Below are 19220 nucleotides of genomic sequence, written 5' to 3' on the forward strand. Positions count from 1 at the left end.
GTATCGATTCAACGGGGAAACGCCGTCCGGAATCGGCATTCCGGGCCTCCCGCAGGGGGCATCGCCATCGGCGGGCTGGTAAGTCAACCGCCGATGCGACAGACTTGAACCCACGCACGCGAGCATACGACCCGGATCGGCGTCGCCCATCCGTTCACGAGGCCCAGTTCCATGTTCAACCTGTTCGATATCCTCCAGGCGCAGGCCGGTCCAGGCGCTCAGGGCTTCGGACAGCAGTTCGGTCTGTCGCAGGACCAGACCCGGCGGGCCATGGAGGCGCTGCTGCCCGCCCTCACCATGGGGCTCCAGCGCAACGCCGCCAACGATCCGACGGGCTTCGCCCACCTCTTCAGTCTGGCGGGTGCCGGTGCGACGGCGCCGCGCCCATCGGCTTCGCCGCAGATGGACATGCTGGTCCGCCAGCTCTTCGGCTCGCCGCATCTCAGCCAGGCGGTGCTGCAGCAGGCGGCGGGAACGAGCGGCATCGCCACGCCGGTGCTCAAGCAGATGCTGCCGGTGATGGCCGGAATGGTGGTGGCCGGCATCGTCCACGTGATGATCAACCAGACGCCGCAGGCGGCCCCCGCGCCGGCGCCGAACGCGTTCGGCATTCCGCCGAACCCCTACTGGACCGATATGGTGAACGCCTTCATGACGGCCGGGGGTGCCCTCGCGCCCGGAATGCCGGCGCCGAAGGCGCCCCCGGTCCGCACGGCCGCGAAGCCGACCCGGCTGGCACCCCAGCCCGCTCCGGCGCGCGTTCCGCCCGGGCAATCGGCTCCGGCCACCAACGACGCGGCGCCCTTCGAGCTGTTCCAGCAGATGTTCCAGTCCGGCCTCGACGTCCAGCAGGAGAACGCAAAGGCGATGCAACGCCTGTTCGACACATTCTGGCAAGAGGGCCGTCAACAGGAGGGCGGTCGGAACGCGAACCCGTCGGGCGACGCCACCGCGCGCACCGGGTCGGGCAAGGCGGAGTCCGGCAAGTCAGGCGGGCGCTGACGTCCCGTTCCGCCGGCTCCCAGGCCCCTTTCAGGGTGTGGTGATCGCCGTGGCGAGGGTGTTGTAGACGATCACCATCTTGTCGGAATAGGCGCGCATCGCCCCGACCAGAGCAAGACCAATCAGGCCGACGAGGAGCGTGTATTCGACGGCCGTCGCGCCGCTCGCGTCGGCGGCGAACCGTGCCCGCCCGCGCTGGATGTCCTGTGCCGCATCGGGATCACCGCGATGCTCGAAACCGTTCGGAAACCCAGCCATCGTTCGAAAAAATCCCTGCCGGTTCCGAAGCAACGTAACGGTAACCGGTCAGATACTTCCGGGGGCTTAACCCGAACGTAGAATTCGAGCCGGCCCCCGGTGTGGATCAGTTGCCCTTGGTCTCCTTGCGAAGGGCATCGATACGCTGCGAGGCCTCGGCCTTGTCGAGGTCGGGCGAGAAGGCTTCGGGGTCCTTGGCCTGTTCGGACAGGGTCTTGAGGTAGGAGGCCTGGGCGCCGGTCATCGGCTCGCCGCCGGTGGTCCACTCGCTCGGATCCTTGATCTGGTTCGACGTGTCCTTCGGGTCGATCTTCGGATTGGTCTCGTCGGCCGCGACGGCCTTCTCAGCAGCCTTGGTCATCATCGCCTCGCGTTCATGGAATGTTCCCTGTGAACGCATGGTCGGGCTCGCGGTTCCGCATCGCCCGGTCGAGGTTACCGATCCAAGGCCTCCGGGGGGACCTTGGACCGGATGTCGCGGGCCTCAGGCCGCCTCGGCCTTGGGCTGCACCTCGGCGGTGTAGTCGTCCATAAGCGTCTTGGTCAGGCTGGCGGGCACGAACCGGTACGGACCGATCTCGGACACCGGCGTCACCTCGGCCGCCGAGCCGGTGATGAAGCACTCCGAGAAGCCTTCGAGCTCGGCCGGCAGGATGCGCCGCTCCACCACCTGGATGCCGCGGCGCTTGGCCAGCTCGATCACGGTCTGGCGGGTGATGCCGTTGAGGAAGCGGTCGGCAAGGGGGGTGTGGATCACGCCGTCGGCCACGAAGAACACGTTGGCGCCGGTGCATTCGGCGACGTTGTCCTCCCAGTCGAGCATCAGGGCGTCGGCGTAGCCCTTGTTCTCGGCCCGATGCTTGGAGATCGTGCAGATCATGTACAGGCCCGCCGCCTTCGAGGTGGAGGGGGCGGTGCGGGGGTCCGGCCGGCGGTAATCGGCGATGTCGAGGCGGATGCCCTTCATCTTGGTCTCGGGATCGAAGTAGCTCGGCCATTCCCACGCGGCGATGGCGAGGTGGATGGTGTTGTTCTGGGCAGCCACGCCCATCATCTCGGAGCCGCGCCACGCCACCGGGCGCAGATACGCGTCGGCGAGGCCGCTGGTCCGCAGGACGAGCTCCTTGGCCGCCTCGATCTCAGCCGCGCTGTAGGGAATCTTGAAGTCGAGGAGTTCGGCCGAGCGAAGCAGGCGCTCCGCATGCTCGCGGCTCTTGAATATGCGCCCGCCATAGGCCCGCTCGCCCTCGAACACCGACGACCCGTAATGCAGGCCGTGGGACAGCACGTGGATCTTGGCATCCTTCCACGGCACCATCGCGCCATCGTACCAGATGGTGCCCTCGCGCGCGTCGAACGGGATCAGGGACATGGTGGGCTTCCTCGGCACGCGGGCTTGCCCTCGAAGCCGGCGTCAGATGGGAGTCGGGGGTCGGGCGGCGGAACAGGCCAGAAGTTGAAACAGGCCACGGGGTCGTGACGCCCTACCGGAAGGCTTGACGGGTAGCAACGCACCTGAAATATGTCAATAACACTGACATAAAATCAGGCCGCCCCCGACGTGACCTTTCCCGCGACCCAGACGGCCGGCAGCGACGCACACGGTCCGGCGGAGACCGCCTCATCCCAAAGCCCCGGCGACGACCTCATCGAGCTGCTGTTCTTCGCCTATCGCGATTTCGTCGGTGACCCGGACCGCATCCTGGCGCAATACGGGTTCGGCCGGGCGCATCACCGGGTGCTGCACTTCGTCGATCGCTACCCGGGCCTCACCATCGCCGAACTCCTCGATATCCTGCGGATCACGAAGCAGAGTCTGAACCGGGTGCTCAAGGATCTCATCGAGCAGGACTACATCGTCCAGAAGACCGGAACGAGCGACCGGCGCCAGCGGCTGCTGTTCTGTACGGAGCGCGGCACCGCGCTCGCGGGCGACCTCATCCGGGTCCAGACCCACCGGGTGACGCGGGCGCTCGCCGAGCCGGCGCCCGGCGCCGGGGAAGGCGGGGCGCTCTCGGCCCAGAACTTCCTGCTCGCCATGATCGAGCCCGAGGAGCGCGCCGCCGTGCGTCGCCTCATGGCCCGCCGGGCCCGGAGCGCCGCCTGATGTCCCTCCCCGGTCTGAAGGCCAGCGTCGAGCTGGCCGACAACGCGCCCCACATCCTCGTGGTGGACGACGACCGCCGCGTGCGCGAGCTCCTCACCCGCTTCCTCTACGAGCAGGGCTTCCGCGTCACCGCCGCCGCCAACGTCGCCGAGGCGCGCACCAAGGCGCAGTGCTTCGTGTTCGACGCCCTCGTCCTCGACGTGATGATGCCGGGCGAGAGCGGGTTCGACTACGCCCGCCACGTCCGAGAGACCTCGCGGGTGCCGATCCTCATGCTCACGGCCCGCTCCAACCCCAACGACCGGGTCATGGGCCTCGAGATCGGCGCCGACGATTATCTGCCGAAACCCTTCGAGCCGCGCGAACTGATCCTGCGTCTCAACAACATCATCAAGCGGCGCGCCGAGGGCGCCCCGGCGCGCGAGCCCGGCCTCGAGACCGTGACCTTCGGGCCGTTCTCCTACCGCATCGACCGGGGCGAGCTGCGCCGCGCCGACGAGACCATCCGCATCACCGAGCGCGAACGCGAGATCCTCACCGTGCTGGCCCAGGCCGGGGGCGCCAACGTGGAACGCGAGGCGCTCGCCGGGGCCGGCGGCCTCGCCGCCGAGCGCAGCATCGACGTGCAGATCAACCGCCTGCGCCGCAAGACCGAGGTCGACCCGGCGAACCCCCTGTTCCTGCAGACCGTCCGGGGCGTCGGTTACCGCCTCGCCGTCGATTGATCGCCGGGCCGTGCCGCGCACGCACGCGCCGAATCGGCTGCTGACGGCCCTCGCGCGGGTGCCGCCGCCGCGACGGATGTGGCGACTCCTCAGCCGCGCGATCGGCGACCTGCTGCCGAAGGGCCTCTATGCACGGTCGCTGATCATCATCATCGCGCCCGTGGTGCTGCTGCAATCGGTGATCGCCTACACGTTCATGGAGAGGCACTGGCAGCTCGTGACCCGGCGCCTGTCGGCGGCGGTGACGGCGGATGTGGCCGCCCTCATCGACGTCTACGAGAGCTACCCCCAGGACAAGGACGCCGAGACCCTCACGCGCATCGCCGGCACCCGGCTCAACCTCGACCTCGACATCCTGAAGGGGGCGACGCTGCCCGTCGCCGGGCCGCGACCGTTCTTCTCGATCCTCGACGAAGTGCTGTCCGATGAGATCAAGCGCCAGATCCGCCGACCGTACTGGATCGACACGGTGGGCCGCTCCAGCCTCATCGAGATCCGCGTCGCCATTCCCGACGGGGTGCTGCGGGTCACGGCGCGGCGCAGCATGGCCTACGCCTCGAACTCGCACATCTTCCTCCTGTGGATGAGCGGATCGTCCCTGGTGCTCCTCGGCGTCGCGATCCTGTTCCTGCGCAACCAGATCAAGCCGATCCTGCGGCTCGCCGCCGTCGCCGAGAGTTTCGGCAAGGGCCGCGAGATCGAGTTCCGCCCGCGCGGCGCCCGCGAGGTCCGCCAGGCCGGCCACGCCTTCATCGAGATGAAGCGCCGGATCGAGCGGGCGATGGAGCAGCGCACCACCATGCTCAACGGCGTGAGCCACGACCTGCGCACCATCATCACCCGGTTCAAGCTGACCCTGGCGCTCATCGACCAGACGGCCGACGTCGAGGACCTCCAGCGCGACGTCGACGAGATGAGCCGGATGCTGGAAGCCTACCTCGCCTTCGCGCGCGGGGATTCCGGCGAACTCGCCGTGCCCACCGACATGCGTGCGATGCTGGAGGACCTGCGCACGGACATGGAGCGCCTCGGCGCCCACGTGGAGGCCGTCGAGATCGAGGGCGAGGCCAGCGTCACCCTGCGGCCCGACGCCATCCGGCGCTGCCTGTTCAACCTCGCGGCCAATGCCGCCCGCTACGGCGACACCGTCGCGGTGGTCGGCCGGCGCGAGGTTCGCAGCTTTCTCGTCTCCATCGACGACGACGGACCGGGCATTCCCCTCGACCAGCGCGAGGAGGTGTTCAAGCCGTTCGTGCGCCTCGACGACGCACGCCAGGATGCCGGCGGTTCGGGACTCGGCCTCTCCATCGCCCGCGACATCGCCCGGTCGCATGGCGGCGACGTAAGCCTGCACGACTCGCCGCTCGGAGGCTTGCGCGCCACCGTGCGGATTCCGGCCTGACGCGACCCCTTGGCGCCGCGCGACCCTTGGCGCCGCACGGACCGGAGTGCTAAGGGGGTGGACGTAATCGCGATCATACGGGCCGGCACGTCGGGTCCGCGTCGAGGCTGAGTGACCCCATGAACCCGCTGACCCCGATCCTGGCCCTCCTGCTCCTGCCCATCGCCGCCATCGGCCTGCTGCTCTATACGGACGCGGGCATCGAGCCGGCTTTGTTCTATTCCACGGTGAAGACCTTCGTCGTTCTGTTCATCGTCGCCGGCGGCCTCTGCTACGGCGCCAGCCGCCTCGCCGAGCGCGCCTGAGCTTCTTTTCGGTTTCTGCGACGCGATTTTGCGGCCCGGACCTCTCAGGTTCGGGCCGTTTTCGTTTGGGGGCGTCATTACCTGATCGGTTCGGGCATCGGCATGGACCGAGCGCGGGTCCCTCTCCTGGAAAGCAGCCGGATTTACACAACCTCGATCGAACCGCTTCCATGTGGAAGCAGGGTTCCGGACGGCATCCGCATTCCGGCGTAAGGGGCACCGGTGCTCACTCTCCTGTTTGGGAGAGGGTCGGGGTGAGGGTCGTGGATTTTTCCGGAGCGTTCGCACACCTCATCCTGTCCCTCTCCTTCCAGGAGAGGGGACCCGCGCTGTCCGCGAGATCCATGAATGTCGTCACCTGGAAGGAGAGCGAGCGCGTTACGGCTCACGCCGACCTTCCGTCCTTGCGAAAGGAACGCGAACCGAGAAGAAATCACTCCGCCGCGATGCGTGGCGGAAAACCTTTCCGGTCGTTGGCGGACGCGGCCGGCAGGGCGAAGGGGCCGTCCTCCGGTTCGTCCTTCTGGCCGATGAAGCGGGCGAACAGGCGCACGAACAGGCGCGAGAGGTCGTCCACCAGCACGAAGATCGCCGGCACGAAGACCAGCGACAGGCCCGTCGAGACGATGAGGCCGCCGATGACCGCGATGGCCATGGGCGCGCGGAACTCGCCGCCGATGCCGAGTGCCATGGCCGAAGGCACCATGCCGGCCGCCATCGCGATGGTGGTCATCACGATGGGCCGCGCGCGCTTGGCGCCGGCGTCGGTGATGGCGGTGGCCCGGTCGACGCCCTTGGCCATCTCCTCGAGGGCGAAATCCACCAGCATGATGGCGTTCTTCGTCACCACGCCCATGAGCATGAGGATACCGATGACCACCGGCATGGAGATGGGCTTGTTGAAGATGAGCAGCCCGAGGATCGCCCCGCCGATGGAGAGCGGCAGGGAGAACAGGATGGTGAGCGGCTGCAGGAAGTTGCCGAACAGCAGCACGAGGACGCCGAACACCATCATCAGGCCCGCACCCATGGCGAGCGCGAAGCCCTCGAAGACCTCACCCATCACCTCGGCGTCGCCGGTCTGGCGGATGACCACGCCCGGCGGCAGGTTCTTGGCCGCCGGCAGGTCGAGGACCGCGGCGATGAGGGAGCCGAGTGCGTCCGAGCCCTCCATGTTGGCCTCGAGCGCCACCCGGATGGCGCGGTCGTAGCGGTCGATGGCCGTGGGCCCCCGCCCGAGGCTGAGATCGGCCACCGTCGAGAGCGGCACGGAGGCCCCGCCCTTCACCGGCACCTTCAGGGTCTCCAGCTGCGAGAGGTCGCCGCGCAGGCGCTCGGGCAGCATCACGCGGATCGGCACCTGCCGGTCGACGGCGTTGAACTTGGCGAGATTGGCGCCGATGTCCCCGATGGTGCCGACCCGCACGGTCTCGGCGATGAGGTCCGTGGAGACGCCGAGATCGGCCGCGACCCCGGCTTTCGGGCGGATGCGGATCTCGGTGCGGTCCAGCGGCGCGGTGGAGAGCACGTTGACGAGGTGGGGGACTTGCGCCGCCTCGCGCTGGAGTTGGGCCGCCACGTCGGCCACCACGGCCTTGTCCGGCCCCGAGACGATGAGGGTGAGGTCGCGTTGGCCGCTCTCGCGCAGGGCCCAGGAGCGGATGTCGGGCTCCTGGCGTAGGAGGGCGCCGATGGCGACATCGACTTCCTTCTGCGTGCGGTGCCGCGCGTTCTTCGGCGTCAGGTTGATGGTGAAGGTGGCGAGCCGCACCTCCTTCTTGCCCGGCAATTGGCGGCCGCCGTCGACGAAGACGCTGCGGACCTCCGGCAGGGTCTTGATCCGGTCGACGAGGCCGTCGCTGACCCGGGTGGTGTCGGCAAGCCGCGCCCCCGGGGGAAGCTCCACGACGAAGATCGTGCGCGCCGCGTCCTCGGCCGGCAGGAAGCCCGCCGGCAGGAGGCGGGTGGACATGATCGAGGCGGCAAAGCAGGCGAGCCCCACCACCAGGGTGATGAACTTGTGGCGCACGGACCAGGCCACCACGCGGGTGTAGGCCCGCATGACCGGACCCTCGCGCTCGTCCTCCGGCCCGTGATCGCGCAGGAAGTAGGCGGCGAGCAGGGGCGTGATCAGCCGCGCCACGAGCAGCGACATGAACACGGCCGCCGCGATGGTGAGGCCGAACTGCTTGAAGTACTGCCCGGCGATGCCGCTCATGAACGACACGGGGGCGAAGATCGCCATGATGGTCGCCGTGATGGCGATGACGGCCAGCCCGATCTCGTCGGCCGCCTCGAGGGCCGCGCGGTACGGCGATTTGCCCATGCGCATGTGCCGGACGATGTTCTCGATCTCCACGATGGCGTCGTCGACGAGGATGCCGGTCACCAGGGTGATGGCGAGGAGACTCACCGCGTTGAGCGAGAAGCCCAGCGTGTTCATGATCCAGAACGTCGGCAGCACCGACAGCGGCAGGGCGATGGAGGCGATGAGGGTCGCGCGCCAGTCCCGCAGGAACAGGAACACCACGATGACGGCCAGCGCCGCGCCCTCGACGAGGCTCAGCATCGCCGAGTGGTAGTTGCCCACCGTGTTGGTGACCGAGGTGTCGATGAGATCGAAGCGCACGCCCGGGTGCTTGCCCCGGAGTTCGTCGATCTTCCTCGCCACGGCGGTGGCGACCTCGGCGTCGCTCGCCCCCGTGGCGCGCGAGATGGCGAAGGCCACCACCGGCTCGCCGTTGAAGCGGGCGAAGGTGCGTGGCTCCTCCGCGCCGTCCACCAGGGTCGCGAGTTCGTCGAGGCGGACCTTGCGGTTGCCCGGGACGATGATGGAGGTCTGTGCCAGGGTGTCGAGGCTGGCCGCGCCCGCGAGCGTCCGGATCGACTGCTCCTGGCCGCCGAGTTCGCCGCGCCCGCCGGCCATGTCGGCGGAGGTCAGGCGCAGCTGCCGGTTCACGTCCGCCGCCGTGATGCCCAGCGCCAGCAGGCGGTCGGGCTTCAGGGTCACGCGGATCTCGCGGGCGACGCCGCCGAGGCGCTCGACGCCGCCCACCCCCTTCACGCCCTGGATCTGGCGGGCGATGACGTCGTCGATGAGCCAGGACAGGTCTTCGGGCGTCATCGCCGGGGCGGCGGCGCCGTAGATCATGATCGGCAGGCCGGCGATCTCGACGCGGTTGATGATCGGCTCGTCGATGGTGCGGGGCAGGTTCACCCGTACCTTCGAGATGGCGTCCTTGACGTCGTTGACCGCCCGGTCGGTGTTGGTCTCCAGGCGGAACTCGATGGTGGTGGTCGAGATGCCCTCGGTGATGGCCGAGATGGTGTGCTTGACGCCCTTCACGCCGGCCACCGCGTCCTCCACCACCTTCGTCACCTGCGTCTGCAGCTCGGAGGGGGCGGAGCCCGCCTGCGTCACCGTGACGGCGACGATGGGGATGTCGATGTTGGGAAAACGGGTGATCGGCAGGGCGCGGAAGCTGACGAGGCCGAGCACCACCAGCACCAGGAACAGCACGATGGAGGGGATCGGCTTGCGGATGGCCCAGGCGGAGATGTTGAGGCGCATGGCGGCGGGTCCGATCTCAGCGCGCGGCGTCTTGCGGAGGCGTCGCGTCCGCGGCTTTCGCCCCTACGGCTTGCGCCCCTGCGGCCTGCCCGGCCGGCCGGACCGCCCGCACGAGGTCGCCGTGCCGCAGGAAGGAGCTGGCGCGTGCCACCACCGCCTCGCCGGCCTGGACGCCCGAACGGACCTCCATGATGCCGTCGGCGGCGAGCCCCGGGGCGATCCGGCGGGCCTCGACCCGGTCGTCCTTCACCACGAAGACCGAGGCGGCCCCATCGGTCGCGTAGAGCACCGCCGAGAGCGGCACGGCGACCCCGCGCCGGCGCGCGACCTCGACCTTGCCGCGTGCGAAGGCGCCGATGCGCAAGGAAGGGTCGGGTGCCAGGGCGATGCGGACGCGGCCGAGGCGGGTCATGCGGTCGACCTCCGGATCGATGCGGCGGACGCGTCCCGTGAGGATGCGGCCCTCCTCGCCCTCAAGGCTGACGGGATCGCCGAGCTTGAGCCGCGGCATCGACACCTCGGGAATCTCGCCTTCGAGTTCGATCTCGCCCCGGGCGATGAGGCGGAACATCGGCTCGCCGACGGCGCTCGCCGTGGCACCGACCCTTGCCGTGCGCCGGCTGACGATGCCGCCCTCGGGCGCGCGGATGTCCGTGCGGGCGCGCCGCAGGGCGATCTCGGAGCCTTGGGCGCGCGCGGTAGCGCGGTCGGCCTCCGCGAGCTGGAGCCCGCCGCGGGCGGCGGCGAGACGCCCCTCCCCGCCCTGTGCCGCCGAGACCCGCTGCTCCAGCACGGCCGCCGTGGCGTTGCCGGTCTTCACCAGGCTTCGCGCCCGCTCGAGGGCTAGGCTGGCCTCGACCTGCGCGGCTTCGGCCTGAACGATCTGGCTGCGGGCCTGGACGATCGCGGCGTCGGCCCGCGCCAGGGCGGCGGCGTTGGCGGCTTCCTGGGTGACGATCATCTCCAGGGACAGGCGGGCCAGCGGCTGGCCCTTCTCGACCCGCGCGCCCTCTTCCACCAGGAGTTCGGTGATGCGGGTGCCCTCGATCTCGGGGGCGACCAGGATCTCGTCGCGCGGCACCAGGGTGCCGGTGACCACCGCCCGCTCGACCACCTCGCGCTCTTCGGCCGGCACAACGGTGACGGCGGGCGCCAGGGCGGCGGCATCCGGGACGGCAGCGGTCTCGGCCGCCTTCGCTCCGCTCGTCCCCTCGGCGCCGATCGGGGTGAGGAGAAAGGCCGGCAGCAGGGCGAGGGCCGGAAGAAGGTCGCGCGCGCGCATGGGCTGAGGCATTCGCTCGAGGTGTGCCCACCGGGCCGAGGATGAAGCGCCGAGCCGTGACGCCCGACACCGGCCTTTTCAAGGCGTCGTTCCAGGCTTCGAGCATAGCCGAATCGTCGGCGGCGACGAAGGACCGAACCGCTCGACCTTGCCGCAACTGAGGCGCGCTTCGCGCGTTCTGACTTTCGAGATCCCTCGACAGCCTGGGCGAACGCATCATGAGCATCTTCCAGATCAAGCAGAAGACCAACGGCGCCGTGCTGTGGACCGGCAGCGCCGCCGATGCCGTGTCGGCCCTCGACGCCATGGCGCGCGAGGCCGGTTACGCCGATTTCGCCGCCCTGCCCGAAACCATCCGCGCGGCCTGTCCGGAGGCGTCTCAGCTCGACTGAGCCGCCTTCACCCGACGGTCGCAGCGGCGCCGGTGGCTTCAGGCCCCCGGCGCCGTTCTCGTCTCAGGGGGCCGTGAGGGCTTCCGTGAAGGGAAATTCGAGGACGATCTCCCCCGCCGCATCGGTCACGATGACGACGGCCTGCATCAGGCGCCGATCGCCGCTCGCCGCCCAGATCTCGCGCGCGAGCCGACCCGCCTCGTCCCAGGCCGCATCGGCGTCGCGCAGGTGCCGAAACACCGGCTCGTGCGGCACATCGCTGTCGATGGTGACGGTGAAACGGTAGGCGGGCATGAGGGAGCGTTCGGTCATTGACGGGAAACGGGTCGAAGCCGCTGCGTCCAGTTCCTAAGCCGGCCTATGAACGTTGAAAAGCCCTGTCGCGTCGGGGCGTTGACAGGAAATCCCCCGCGGCATGCCGTCTAGGATCGCCCGTTGGATAACGCCCCGCTGATCGGATTTCTACCCTCGGGCACCATCAAGCATGAGGATTTCCGGCCTTGTCGCGATCCAGCTGCATCATCAGCTCGGCAAGCCGTGGGTCGAGGGGCTCATCGATGACCGGTTCATACATCGCTTGAAGCTGACGCCCCAGGCGCAGGCGCGTCATTTCGCTGAGAACGATTCCGCCGGTCTCGCTGGATGCGACCGGCAGTTCCTCATGTTCGTCGCGCAGCATCACGGCTCCTGGGCAAGGACTGGAAACGACACGAGGCGGCGGAATGTTCATTCGTCGACGCGCGATTGTTGGGTGCAACGCCCTCGCGCCGTGAACGCTCGCTCACCGGGCCACTCGCGTCCCGATGAAACGCCTTCCCGAACGCCTGTGTGAGATGCCCGACAAGCTAAGGTGTACGGGCCAGGTGAGTTATCAAATGAGTGATGACCGCTTGGAGGGTACGATAAGAAATCGTCGAGGTGGATCGTGTCAAATATCGCGTAGTCTAGGTTTCGGAAAGCTGGGGTCGAGGTGGATCGTGTCAAATATCGCGTAGTCTAGGTTTCGGAAAGCTGGGGTTGACGTACAGACTGCCTATGGGGCGCCCCGAGATCGTGCTTTTCCAGGGTGCATCCCATGATGTCAGGATACCCCTGATGCATCGTCGTGGTTTCGCTCGCGGTCTGCTTGCGGCTACAGACACCTCTGGCCGTCACACGAACGGCGGTTGCCCAGCCGACGCCCGCAGGCGTGATTCCGACCCCGGCTTACCGCAACATGGCAACGAAGGGGAGGCTGTTCCTCGAGATCACGACGCGGGACGCCTTCGAGGAGACCTTGGATCCGCGTGAAGACGTTTATCCGGGCGGAGGTGGTCGAACAGATGAATCTTTCCGCAAACCGGGTCCCTACTCGGAGGGTTTGGCAGCGCCCGGTGGGGCCCTTGGCCCCGGCGGTTTGATCGGTGGCCTCGTCCCTGCGCCGCTCGCCGTTGCCGGCGGCATTTGGCCCACAGGCTCTCACGCTGATCGAGACCTTCGAACGGAACCGCCAACCCACCGAGGCGGGTCGGGACACGGACGTATACGCGACCCCGGCGACATCGCAGAATATCGGGACGGCGCACCGTTGGCTTCGCTCCCCACAGCCACGGTGACACAATAGTCTGCACGTGGGCCGGGATCGAGCGCTAAAAGGCGTTGATCTACGGTGGTTTAGTAGCAACTGGCGGAGGGAGCGGGATTCGAACCCGCGATACCGTTTCCGGTATACACACTTTCCAGGCGTGCGCCTTCAACCACTCGGCCACCCCTCCAGCCCCCTGCATCGCGACCGACGGCGTCCGGTTGGTAAATCCGGGGCCTGCAGGGTCGCCGCGACGCCGCGGGTGGCACGCTGTACAAGCCGTGTCGGCGGGGTGCAAGGCGCGATCGTGTCGAACGTACCGCGAATGTGTCGATTTCCCGCGTCCCGGCGATCCGGCCCCTGCCTTGCTCCTCTACTACCCCGGACGGTGGTCCTCAGATTCGCCGCTTTCCCGGGCGAAACGCGGGACGCGCGGCCCGTTCTCCGGGCCCGAGCCTCCCGGAGCCACAAACCGACCGTGATCCGCTTCGACAATGTCACAAAGGTCTACCGGACGGATGGGCACCGCCGGACGATCCTCGAGCGCGTGTCGTTCACGCTCAAACCCAATGTCTCCTACGGCATCCTCGGCATCAACGGGGCCGGCAAGTCCACGATGATGCGCCTCATCGCCGGCACCGAGGCGCCGACGCGGGGGCGCGTCCAGCGCACCATGCGGGTGTCGTGGCCCCTCGGCTTCGGCGGCGGTTTCCATCCGCAGATGACGGGCCGGGACAACATCATCTTCGTGGCTCGCATCTATGGCGAGGATCCGAAGAAGGTGCTCGAATTCGTCGAGGATTTCTCCGAACTCGGCAGCTACCTCGACGTGCCGATCCGGACCTACTCGTCAGGCATGGGCTCGCGCCTGGCCTTCGGCATGAGCATGGCGATCCCGTTCGACTGCTACCTCATCGACGAGGTCACGGCGGTGGGCGATGCGCGCTTCCAGAAGCGCTGCGAAGAGGCCTTCGCCGCCCGCCGCGTCAATTCCAACGTGATCATGGTCTCCCACGGCATGGAGGTGATCCGGACCTGGTGCCAGCAGGGCATCGTGCTCATCAACGGGCGCGCGATCCTGTACGAGGACGTCAACGACGCCATCGAGGTCTACCGCCGCCTGAACGCATGACCGCGGCACCGGCGAAGCCGGCGTTCGCCCGTGCCCTCATTCGGGCGTGCAGGGGCCCGGACATGCTTTCGCCGTCCCAATCGTGGAATAGGGTACGCGCGGCGAAGGATGGCCGCCCGAACGGAATGGATGGCTGAAGGCAGATGAGCGTCGAGATCCGCAACCCCACCGGGCAGCCCGTCACCACGGCCGACCGCTCGAATGCCGTGGCGGAGTCCCTGCGTCAGGTCGCCCGCGTCTCGCGCTTCGCCGACCGCAAGAAGGGCATCCGCTCCTACCAGAGCCACAACAAGTCCGACCCCGTCATCCCGATTCTGTTCGGGCTCTGCTTCGTGCTGCCGACGCTGCTGGGGGTGATCTATTACGGGCTCATCGCCTCGGATCGCTACGTCACCGAGGCGCGCTTCGCCCTGCGGCCGGCGCTGGGCTCCGCCGACAAGGCCTCGTCCGACCAGGTCGGGACCACCAAGGGCGTCGTCTCCCAGATGGTGGCCCAGGACAGTCTCGTGGCCCTCAACTACATCCACAGCCGGCCGATGATCGAGGTCCTGGAGAAGGACCTGCCCCTGCGGGACATGTTCTCCCGGGATGGGATCGACTTCCTCTCGCGCTTCGACCGGGACAAGCCCATCGAGCGCTTCGTGCGATATTGGAGCGAGCGGGTCACCACCAAGATCGAGAGCGGTTCGGGCATCATCAGTCTGACGGTCAGCGCCTTCGACCCCGCCGAATCCCTGGCCCTCACCCAGGCGATCCTGAAGGAGAGCGAGCGCATGGTGAACGCGCTCAGCGACCGTGCGCGTGCCGACGCCGTGGCCGAAAGCGCGCGCGAACTCAAGCTCGCCGAGGAGCGGATGACGAAGGTCCGCCTCGCCATGGCGACCCTGCGCAACCGCGAGGGCATTCTCGATGCCAAGAAGACCAACGACAGCAACCTCAAGGTGATCGGCGAGTTGCGCACCGCGCGCATCAACCTGGCCGTGCAGCTCAATCTCGGCCAGCGCGACCTCGGTCCGGAGTCGCGCCGCATCCAGGACATCAAGTCCCAGATCAAGGATCTCGACGACGCCATCACGCGCATCGAGAACCAGTCGGCGAGCGAGGACCCGGAACAGCGGCGCATCCTCGCCGACGCCCTCACCAAGTTCGAGGCCTTCGAGAACGACCGCGACGAGGCGGAGAAGTACTTTTCCAAGGTCCTGGCCGCCTACGAGCGCTCGCGCATCATCGCCAGCCGGCAGGTCGAGTTCTTCAGCATGATCGTCCAGCCGGTGCAGGCCGAATCCGCCCAGCAGCCCCGCCGGCTCCTGATGATCAGCCTCATCGCCGGGGGCGCGGCGCTCCTGTTCGCCGGGGCCGTGTTCGCCCGCAAGCAGACCAGCTGATCCGTCACGGGTCGCCGCGGGCCGGAAAACGCGTCATAAGCCGCGGACGCCGCCCGCCGAGGACCCCGTCTTGACCGTTACCCAGATCACCCATCACGACCTCGACGGTTACGGCGCCTCCACCATCGTGGGGCGCTTCGTTCCGGTCTCGCGGATCGTCCACGTGCCGCGCTACAGCGATGTCGGGCCCGTGGTCGAGGGCGAGCTGAAGCGCCTCGGGCGGACGCGGCAGCCCGAGACCCTGATCCTCACCGATCTCGGCCTCGAGCCCGTGGCGGTGACCTTCATCCGCAACTTCGCCGCGATGAACCGGGGCCGGGCCGAGGCCGAACGGCATCGGCTCATCGTCCTCGATCACCATGCCTCCTCCATCGACCGCTTGCGCGAGCAGACCCTCGAGCCTGTGCCGGAGGCAGACGATCCGGGCGTGATGCGGTTCGACCTCGACGATCCCGCCATCGTCGTGCTCATCGACGAGGGCCGCTGCGCCACGAAGCTCGCCTATCACCGCCGCACCCTGTACGCGCCCGACGCCATCGAGGGCGACGCCGACCTCCTCGCTCTCGTCGAGGCCGTGGATGCCGTCGACCTGTGGCGCAAGGACCGGCCGACCTTCGCGGGTGGCCATGCCCTCGACGAGGTGTTCTGGGACAACGTCTCCAACCTCGTGCCCATCGGGCATGCGTGGCACGACCGCTTCGTGAGCGACCTCCTCGTCGCCCTCGCCGGACGCCTGCGTGCCGGAGCCTCACCGGCCGAACTCGAAGCCGGGGTCGGCGCCATCCGCACGGGAATCGTCGACGGGTATCTGGCCGGCGACGCGACGGACGATCCCCGCCTCACCACCCGCATGCGGATCGCCCGCGTGCTCGCACGCTCCGACCTGTTCCAGCCGCTCTCGGACGGGACCTACCTGTCCTTCGGCCTCGATTCTGGCACCTTCCAGCGCGTCTCCGACCTGATCATGGATGCGGGCAAGGCCAAGCGCGTCCTCAACGTCCAGCGCACGGGCAACATGTCGTTCCGCTCCAACGACGAGACGGCGCTGGAGGGCGCGCGCCGGTTCCGCGGCGGCGGCCACAAGGATGCGGCCGGCGGCAAGTTGCCCACCGGCTCGGCCTTCTCCCTTGCCGATGCCGTCGCGCAAGTCGAGCCGATCCTCAATCCGCCCCCGCCCGACCCGTCGAGCAGCCCGTTTGCCGCCCTGAAGGGCTGGAAGGGGTAGTCTCTCGGCCCTGAGCTGCGTCCCGGACCCATCATCCGGGACGCTTCCATCAGGGGCGCGGCAGCATCCGGTCGCTGATGATCCGGCGCTGGATCTCGCTCGTACCCTCGAAGATCGTGGTGAGACGGGCGTCGCGCCAGTAGCGCTCCACCCGGCGTTCCGTGGTGTAGCCGTTGCCGCCGTGAAGCTGCATCGCCTGGTTGGTCACCCGCACGGCCATCTCGGTGGCGAGCAGCTTCACCATGGCGGATTCGCTCTCGGCCGCCTCGCCGGCATCGAGCAGATGCGCGACCTGCTGCCAGAACGCGCGGGCTTGTGCGACCTCCGCCGCCATGTCGGCCAGGGCGAAGCGCAGGGCCTGGAAGTCGCCGATGGGGTGGCCGAACTGCTCGCGCTCCTGCAGGTAGAGCTGACAATCCTCCACCGCCGCCCGGGCGACGCCGACGGCGCGCGCCGCCGTGTGCACCCGTGCGATGTTGAGACCGCGCTGCACGGACGCGAAACCGCCGGCATCGGCATCCGCCCCCTGGTCGCCGTAGAGGCCGGTGAGCCGGTCGCTCTCGGGCACGCGCACGCCGTCGAGGGCGAGCTCGAAGGTGAGGAAGCCGTGATAGCCGATCTTGTCGATCACCTGGCCGGTCATGCCGGCCGGGAAGGTGCCGGGCTCCTTGACCACCAGGAACGGCTCGAGGCCGGCCGAGCGCGACTCGCCGGGCTCCGGATCGCGGGTGCGGGCCAGAACCTCGACGAAATCGGCCGCCTGCGCGAAGCCGGCCCAGCGCTTGGTGCCGGTGAGCACCCAGGTGTCGCCCTCGCGCACCGCGCGGGTCTGCACCCCGGCCAGATCCGAGCCGGCGGTCGGCTCCGACAGGGCGATGCTGCCGATCCATTCGCCCCGGGCCGAGCGGGCCAGCAACTCGCCCCGGCGCCCCTCGTCGAGGACCTGGGTGCCGAGGCCCTGGCCCCGCGCGAGGATGCTGCCCACGGACAGCCAGGCCCGGGCGAGTTCTTCCGAGACGAGGCAATACTCGAACACCCCGAGGCCGAGGCCGCCATGCTCCGTCGGGATGGTGATGCCGAACCAGCCCTTTCGCGCCATGGCGTCGATGAGCGTGCGCGGCATCTCGGCTTTCTGCCGGTCGAGTTCGTCGGCGATGGGCATCACCACGTCGCGGGCGAAGGCTCGGGCCTCGGACTGCAGGGCGGCGCGCGCCTCCGTGCGCCACGGCGTCACGAGTTCGGGCGGACGGGGCTCTTGTCTGCGACGGGGCTCTTGATCCGGCTTCGGCATGGGGTCTCCCGTGATGGTTCGGTGACGCCTTCGCGGCGCCTTGCCGTCCGTCCTAGCATGTCCGCGTTCCCGCCACCCACTGCCACCCGGACGGTCGCTTCCCCCAGGGAAACCGCCCGTTCGGTCCGCTACGGGCCTCGGATCGATTGACAGACGCCGTTCCGGCGGGCTGCAGTCCGTCCCAGTCCCATGCTGTTCACCCGCCTGTCCGACGACCTGTTCCGGCCCCTCGCCTCCCCGAGCCGGGCCTTCAACGCCGCCCTGCTGCTGCACCTGCACGCGCGGGTGTTCGGCGACACGGCCGAGCCCCTGCGCAAGACCGAGCTGCTCGCCGCCATCGGCGACTTCTCCGCCGATTACGCCCAAGGCGAGATCGCCGACGACGAGACCACGCCCGTCGATCCCATCGAGCGGCGCTCGGCCGTCTACCGGCGCCTGCTGGACTCCGGCTGGCTGGTGGAGCGGCGCGAGCGCTACGTGCCGGTGGTGGATTTCGACCCCGAGGCCCGCATCCTCATCGAGGAACTCGCCCGCCTCGACCGGGGCGAGACCCGCTCCTACGGCGGCGCCGTGCTCGATGTGCTGGGCAGCCTGGAGAGCGCCATCGCCAACCCGGCCGAGCGTTCCGAGGCCCTGGTCAACGCCGCCAAGGCGTCGCGGGCCTTCCTCAGCCACCTGCGGACGCTCGCCGGCTCCATGCGCAAGATCGAGGCGCGCATCCTGGCGCAGGAGGACCAGCGCGCGGCCTTCCGGCTCTACTTCGACGAGTTCGTGGCCCGCCACATCGTCAGCGACTACCGCACCCTGCACACCCGCCTGAACCCGTTCCGCTTCCGCTCCGGTATCGTGCGCGAGGCGGGCCGCGCCTTGCGCGATCCCCTCACCCTGCGGGCCCTGGCGGAGGCCGGGATCCGCGAGGGCCGTGCGCCCGATGTCGAGGTGGCCGAGCGGGCCGTGCGGGCGGATCTCGCCGAGATCCTGGCGATCTTCGAGGGCCTCGACCGTCACCTCGACGCGGTGGCCGACATCGTCGCCCGCCTGGAGCGGCGAATCGCGGCGGCCCTGCGCTACATGGACCACCGGGATTCCGACCGCATCGAACGCACGGCCGCGGCGCTCCGCGCCGTGGCGGGCACCGATGCGCCGATGGAGGGCATGCCACCGGCCGGGATCTCGCTCCTGCGCCCGCCCATCGGCGCCGTCCACCTCTACGCGCCGCGCCTCAAGCGCCCGCCCATCGACTGCGAGCCCCTGCCGGAACTCTTCCTCGATCCGGCCGTGGAGGCCTTCATCGCCGCAAAGGACGCGTTCCGCCACCGCGTGGCGGTGACGCCCGACCGGATGGTGGACTTCCTCGAGGGCCGGCTCGGGCGCAAGGGCGCCGTGCGGGGTTCGCAGATGCCGATCGCCGACGTCGATGCCTTCGTGGTGTTCCAGCGCCTGCGCGAGATCGACGTGCTGTTCGACGGGAGCCTGAGCGGTCGCTACCGCCTCTCGCGGGTCGAGGGCCGGGTTGCCAACGGCTGGCTCGACTGCCCGGACTTCCTGCTGGAACGCACACGCTGAGTGCTGCGGCGCA

At 68.9% G+C, this 19220-nt stretch carries 18 protein-coding genes, 1 tRNA gene and 1 pseudogene; 11 read left to right on the plus strand and 9 right to left on the minus strand.

Annotated features, from left to right (window positions below):
- Window positions 1–171: 171 nt before the first annotated feature.
- Window positions 172–1002 carry a DUF937 domain-containing protein gene (locus ASF25_RS03515; protein WP_056303283.1) on the plus strand — a complete coding sequence of 277 codons (831 nt, stop codon included), beginning with the start codon at window positions 172–174 and terminating at the stop codon, window positions 1000–1002.
- A 30-nt stretch (window positions 1003–1032) separates the two neighbouring features.
- Here the strand turns inward: ASF25_RS03515 and ASF25_RS03520 are convergent, their stop codons facing one another.
- From ASF25_RS03520 to ASF25_RS03530, 3 genes are all read right to left on the minus strand, one after another.
- Complete coding sequence (locus ASF25_RS03520; RefSeq protein ID WP_056173845.1) at window positions 1033–1260, minus strand: Flp family type IVb pilin; 228 nt, start codon at window positions 1258–1260, stop codon at window positions 1033–1035.
- Window positions 1261–1366: 106 nt separating this feature from the next.
- Window positions 1367–1621 (minus strand): DUF3072 domain-containing protein, encoded by a 255-nt coding sequence (locus ASF25_RS03525; protein ID WP_056303330.1) that lies wholly within the window; start codon window positions 1619–1621, stop codon window positions 1367–1369.
- Between the two features lie 123 nt (window positions 1622–1744).
- Entirely contained in the window at window positions 1745–2632 is an 888-nt protein-coding gene (locus tag ASF25_RS03530; protein ID WP_056173844.1) for a branched-chain amino acid aminotransferase, read from the minus strand.
- A gap of 276 nt (window positions 2633–2908) precedes the next feature.
- On the opposite strand from ASF25_RS03530, the gene ASF25_RS03535 reads away from it, so the two are divergent.
- The 4 genes from ASF25_RS03535 to ASF25_RS03550 all read left to right on the plus strand — a co-directional run bounded on the left by ASF25_RS03535 (window position 2909) and on the right by ASF25_RS03550 (window position 5799).
- A complete protein-coding gene (locus ASF25_RS03535) occupies window positions 2909–3367 on the plus strand; it encodes a MarR family transcriptional regulator (protein ID WP_244472884.1) in 459 nt (152 codons plus the stop codon).
- Entirely contained in the window at window positions 3367–4092 is a 726-nt protein-coding gene (locus tag ASF25_RS03540) for a response regulator (RefSeq protein WP_056173838.1), read from the plus strand. Before ASF25_RS03535 ends, ASF25_RS03540 begins: the two co-directional genes overlap by 1 nt.
- A gap of 76 nt (window positions 4093–4168) precedes the next feature.
- A complete protein-coding gene (locus ASF25_RS03545; protein WP_082479300.1) occupies window positions 4169–5494 on the plus strand; it encodes an ATP-binding protein in 1326 nt (441 codons plus the stop codon).
- A 119-nt stretch (window positions 5495–5613) separates the two neighbouring features.
- The gene (locus ASF25_RS03550) at window positions 5614–5799 is read left to right on the plus strand and encodes a hypothetical protein (RefSeq protein ID WP_056173834.1); all 186 of its coding nucleotides are present in this window, start codon (window positions 5614–5616) and stop codon (window positions 5797–5799) included.
- A 433-nt stretch (window positions 5800–6232) separates the two neighbouring features.
- Here the strand turns inward: ASF25_RS03550 and ASF25_RS03555 are convergent, their stop codons facing one another.
- Both ASF25_RS03555 and ASF25_RS03560 read right to left on the minus strand, forming a co-directional pair.
- The gene (locus tag ASF25_RS03555; RefSeq protein WP_056303287.1) at window positions 6233–9370 is read right to left on the minus strand and encodes an efflux RND transporter permease subunit; all 3138 of its coding nucleotides are present in this window, start codon (window positions 9368–9370) and stop codon (window positions 6233–6235) included.
- A gap of 16 nt (window positions 9371–9386) precedes the next feature.
- Window positions 9387–10652, minus strand: a complete 1266-nt coding sequence (locus tag ASF25_RS03560) for an efflux RND transporter periplasmic adaptor subunit (protein ID WP_156368849.1) — start codon at window positions 10650–10652, stop codon at window positions 9387–9389.
- 218 nt (window positions 10653–10870) lie between these two features.
- On the opposite strand from ASF25_RS03560, the gene ASF25_RS23165 reads away from it, so the two are divergent.
- Window positions 10871–11044 carry a hypothetical protein gene (locus tag ASF25_RS23165; protein WP_200918877.1) on the plus strand — a complete coding sequence of 58 codons (174 nt, stop codon included), beginning with the start codon at window positions 10871–10873 and terminating at the stop codon, window positions 11042–11044.
- Window positions 11045–11107: 63 nt separating this feature from the next.
- On the opposite strand, the gene ASF25_RS03565 is transcribed toward ASF25_RS23165, so the two are convergent.
- The gene (locus ASF25_RS03565; RefSeq protein WP_056303333.1) at window positions 11108–11338 is read right to left on the minus strand and encodes a hypothetical protein; all 231 of its coding nucleotides are present in this window, start codon (window positions 11336–11338) and stop codon (window positions 11108–11110) included.
- 184 nt (window positions 11339–11522) lie between these two features.
- Window positions 11523–11723, minus strand: a complete 201-nt coding sequence (locus tag ASF25_RS03570; RefSeq protein WP_056173826.1) for a hypothetical protein — start codon at window positions 11721–11723, stop codon at window positions 11523–11525.
- Window positions 11724–12139: 416 nt separating this feature from the next.
- Here ASF25_RS03570 and ASF25_RS23475 point away from each other — a divergent pair.
- Window positions 12140–12488: pseudogene (locus ASF25_RS23475) on the plus strand (hypothetical protein); the annotation flags it as partial.
- Between the two features lie 220 nt (window positions 12489–12708).
- Here the strand turns inward: ASF25_RS23475 and ASF25_RS03575 are convergent.
- Window positions 12709–12798: transfer RNA gene (locus tag ASF25_RS03575), tRNA-Ser, on the minus strand.
- 288 nt (window positions 12799–13086) lie between these two features.
- Between ASF25_RS03575 and ASF25_RS03580 the strand changes: the two genes are divergently transcribed.
- From ASF25_RS03580 to ASF25_RS03590, 3 genes are all read left to right on the plus strand, one after another.
- Window positions 13087–13740: an ABC transporter ATP-binding protein gene (locus ASF25_RS03580; protein WP_056174155.1), complete on the plus strand. Its 654-nt coding sequence runs from the start codon at window positions 13087–13089 to the stop codon at window positions 13738–13740.
- Window positions 13741–13883: 143 nt separating this feature from the next.
- A complete protein-coding gene (locus ASF25_RS03585; protein WP_056303289.1) occupies window positions 13884–15125 on the plus strand; it encodes a hypothetical protein in 1242 nt (413 codons plus the stop codon).
- A gap of 70 nt (window positions 15126–15195) precedes the next feature.
- Window positions 15196–16350 carry a dimethylmenaquinone methyltransferase gene (locus ASF25_RS03590; protein WP_056303291.1) on the plus strand — a complete coding sequence of 385 codons (1155 nt, stop codon included), beginning with the start codon at window positions 15196–15198 and terminating at the stop codon, window positions 16348–16350.
- Window positions 16351–16399: 49 nt separating this feature from the next.
- Here ASF25_RS03590 and ASF25_RS03595 read toward each other — a convergent pair whose 3' ends face one another.
- Window positions 16400–17641 (minus strand): acyl-CoA dehydrogenase family protein, encoded by a 1242-nt coding sequence (locus tag ASF25_RS03595; RefSeq protein ID WP_056303293.1) that lies wholly within the window; start codon window positions 17639–17641, stop codon window positions 16400–16402.
- A gap of 189 nt (window positions 17642–17830) precedes the next feature.
- Between ASF25_RS03595 and ASF25_RS03600 the strand changes: the two genes are divergently transcribed.
- Window positions 17831–19207, plus strand: a complete 1377-nt coding sequence (locus tag ASF25_RS03600) for a Wadjet anti-phage system protein JetA family protein (RefSeq protein ID WP_056303295.1) — start codon at window positions 17831–17833, stop codon at window positions 19205–19207.
- The last annotated feature ends 13 nt before the right edge of the window (window positions 19208–19220 follow it).

This window comes from Methylobacterium sp. Leaf100 (assembly GCF_001422845.1).
Lineage (GTDB): Bacteria > Pseudomonadota > Alphaproteobacteria > Rhizobiales > Beijerinckiaceae > Methylobacterium.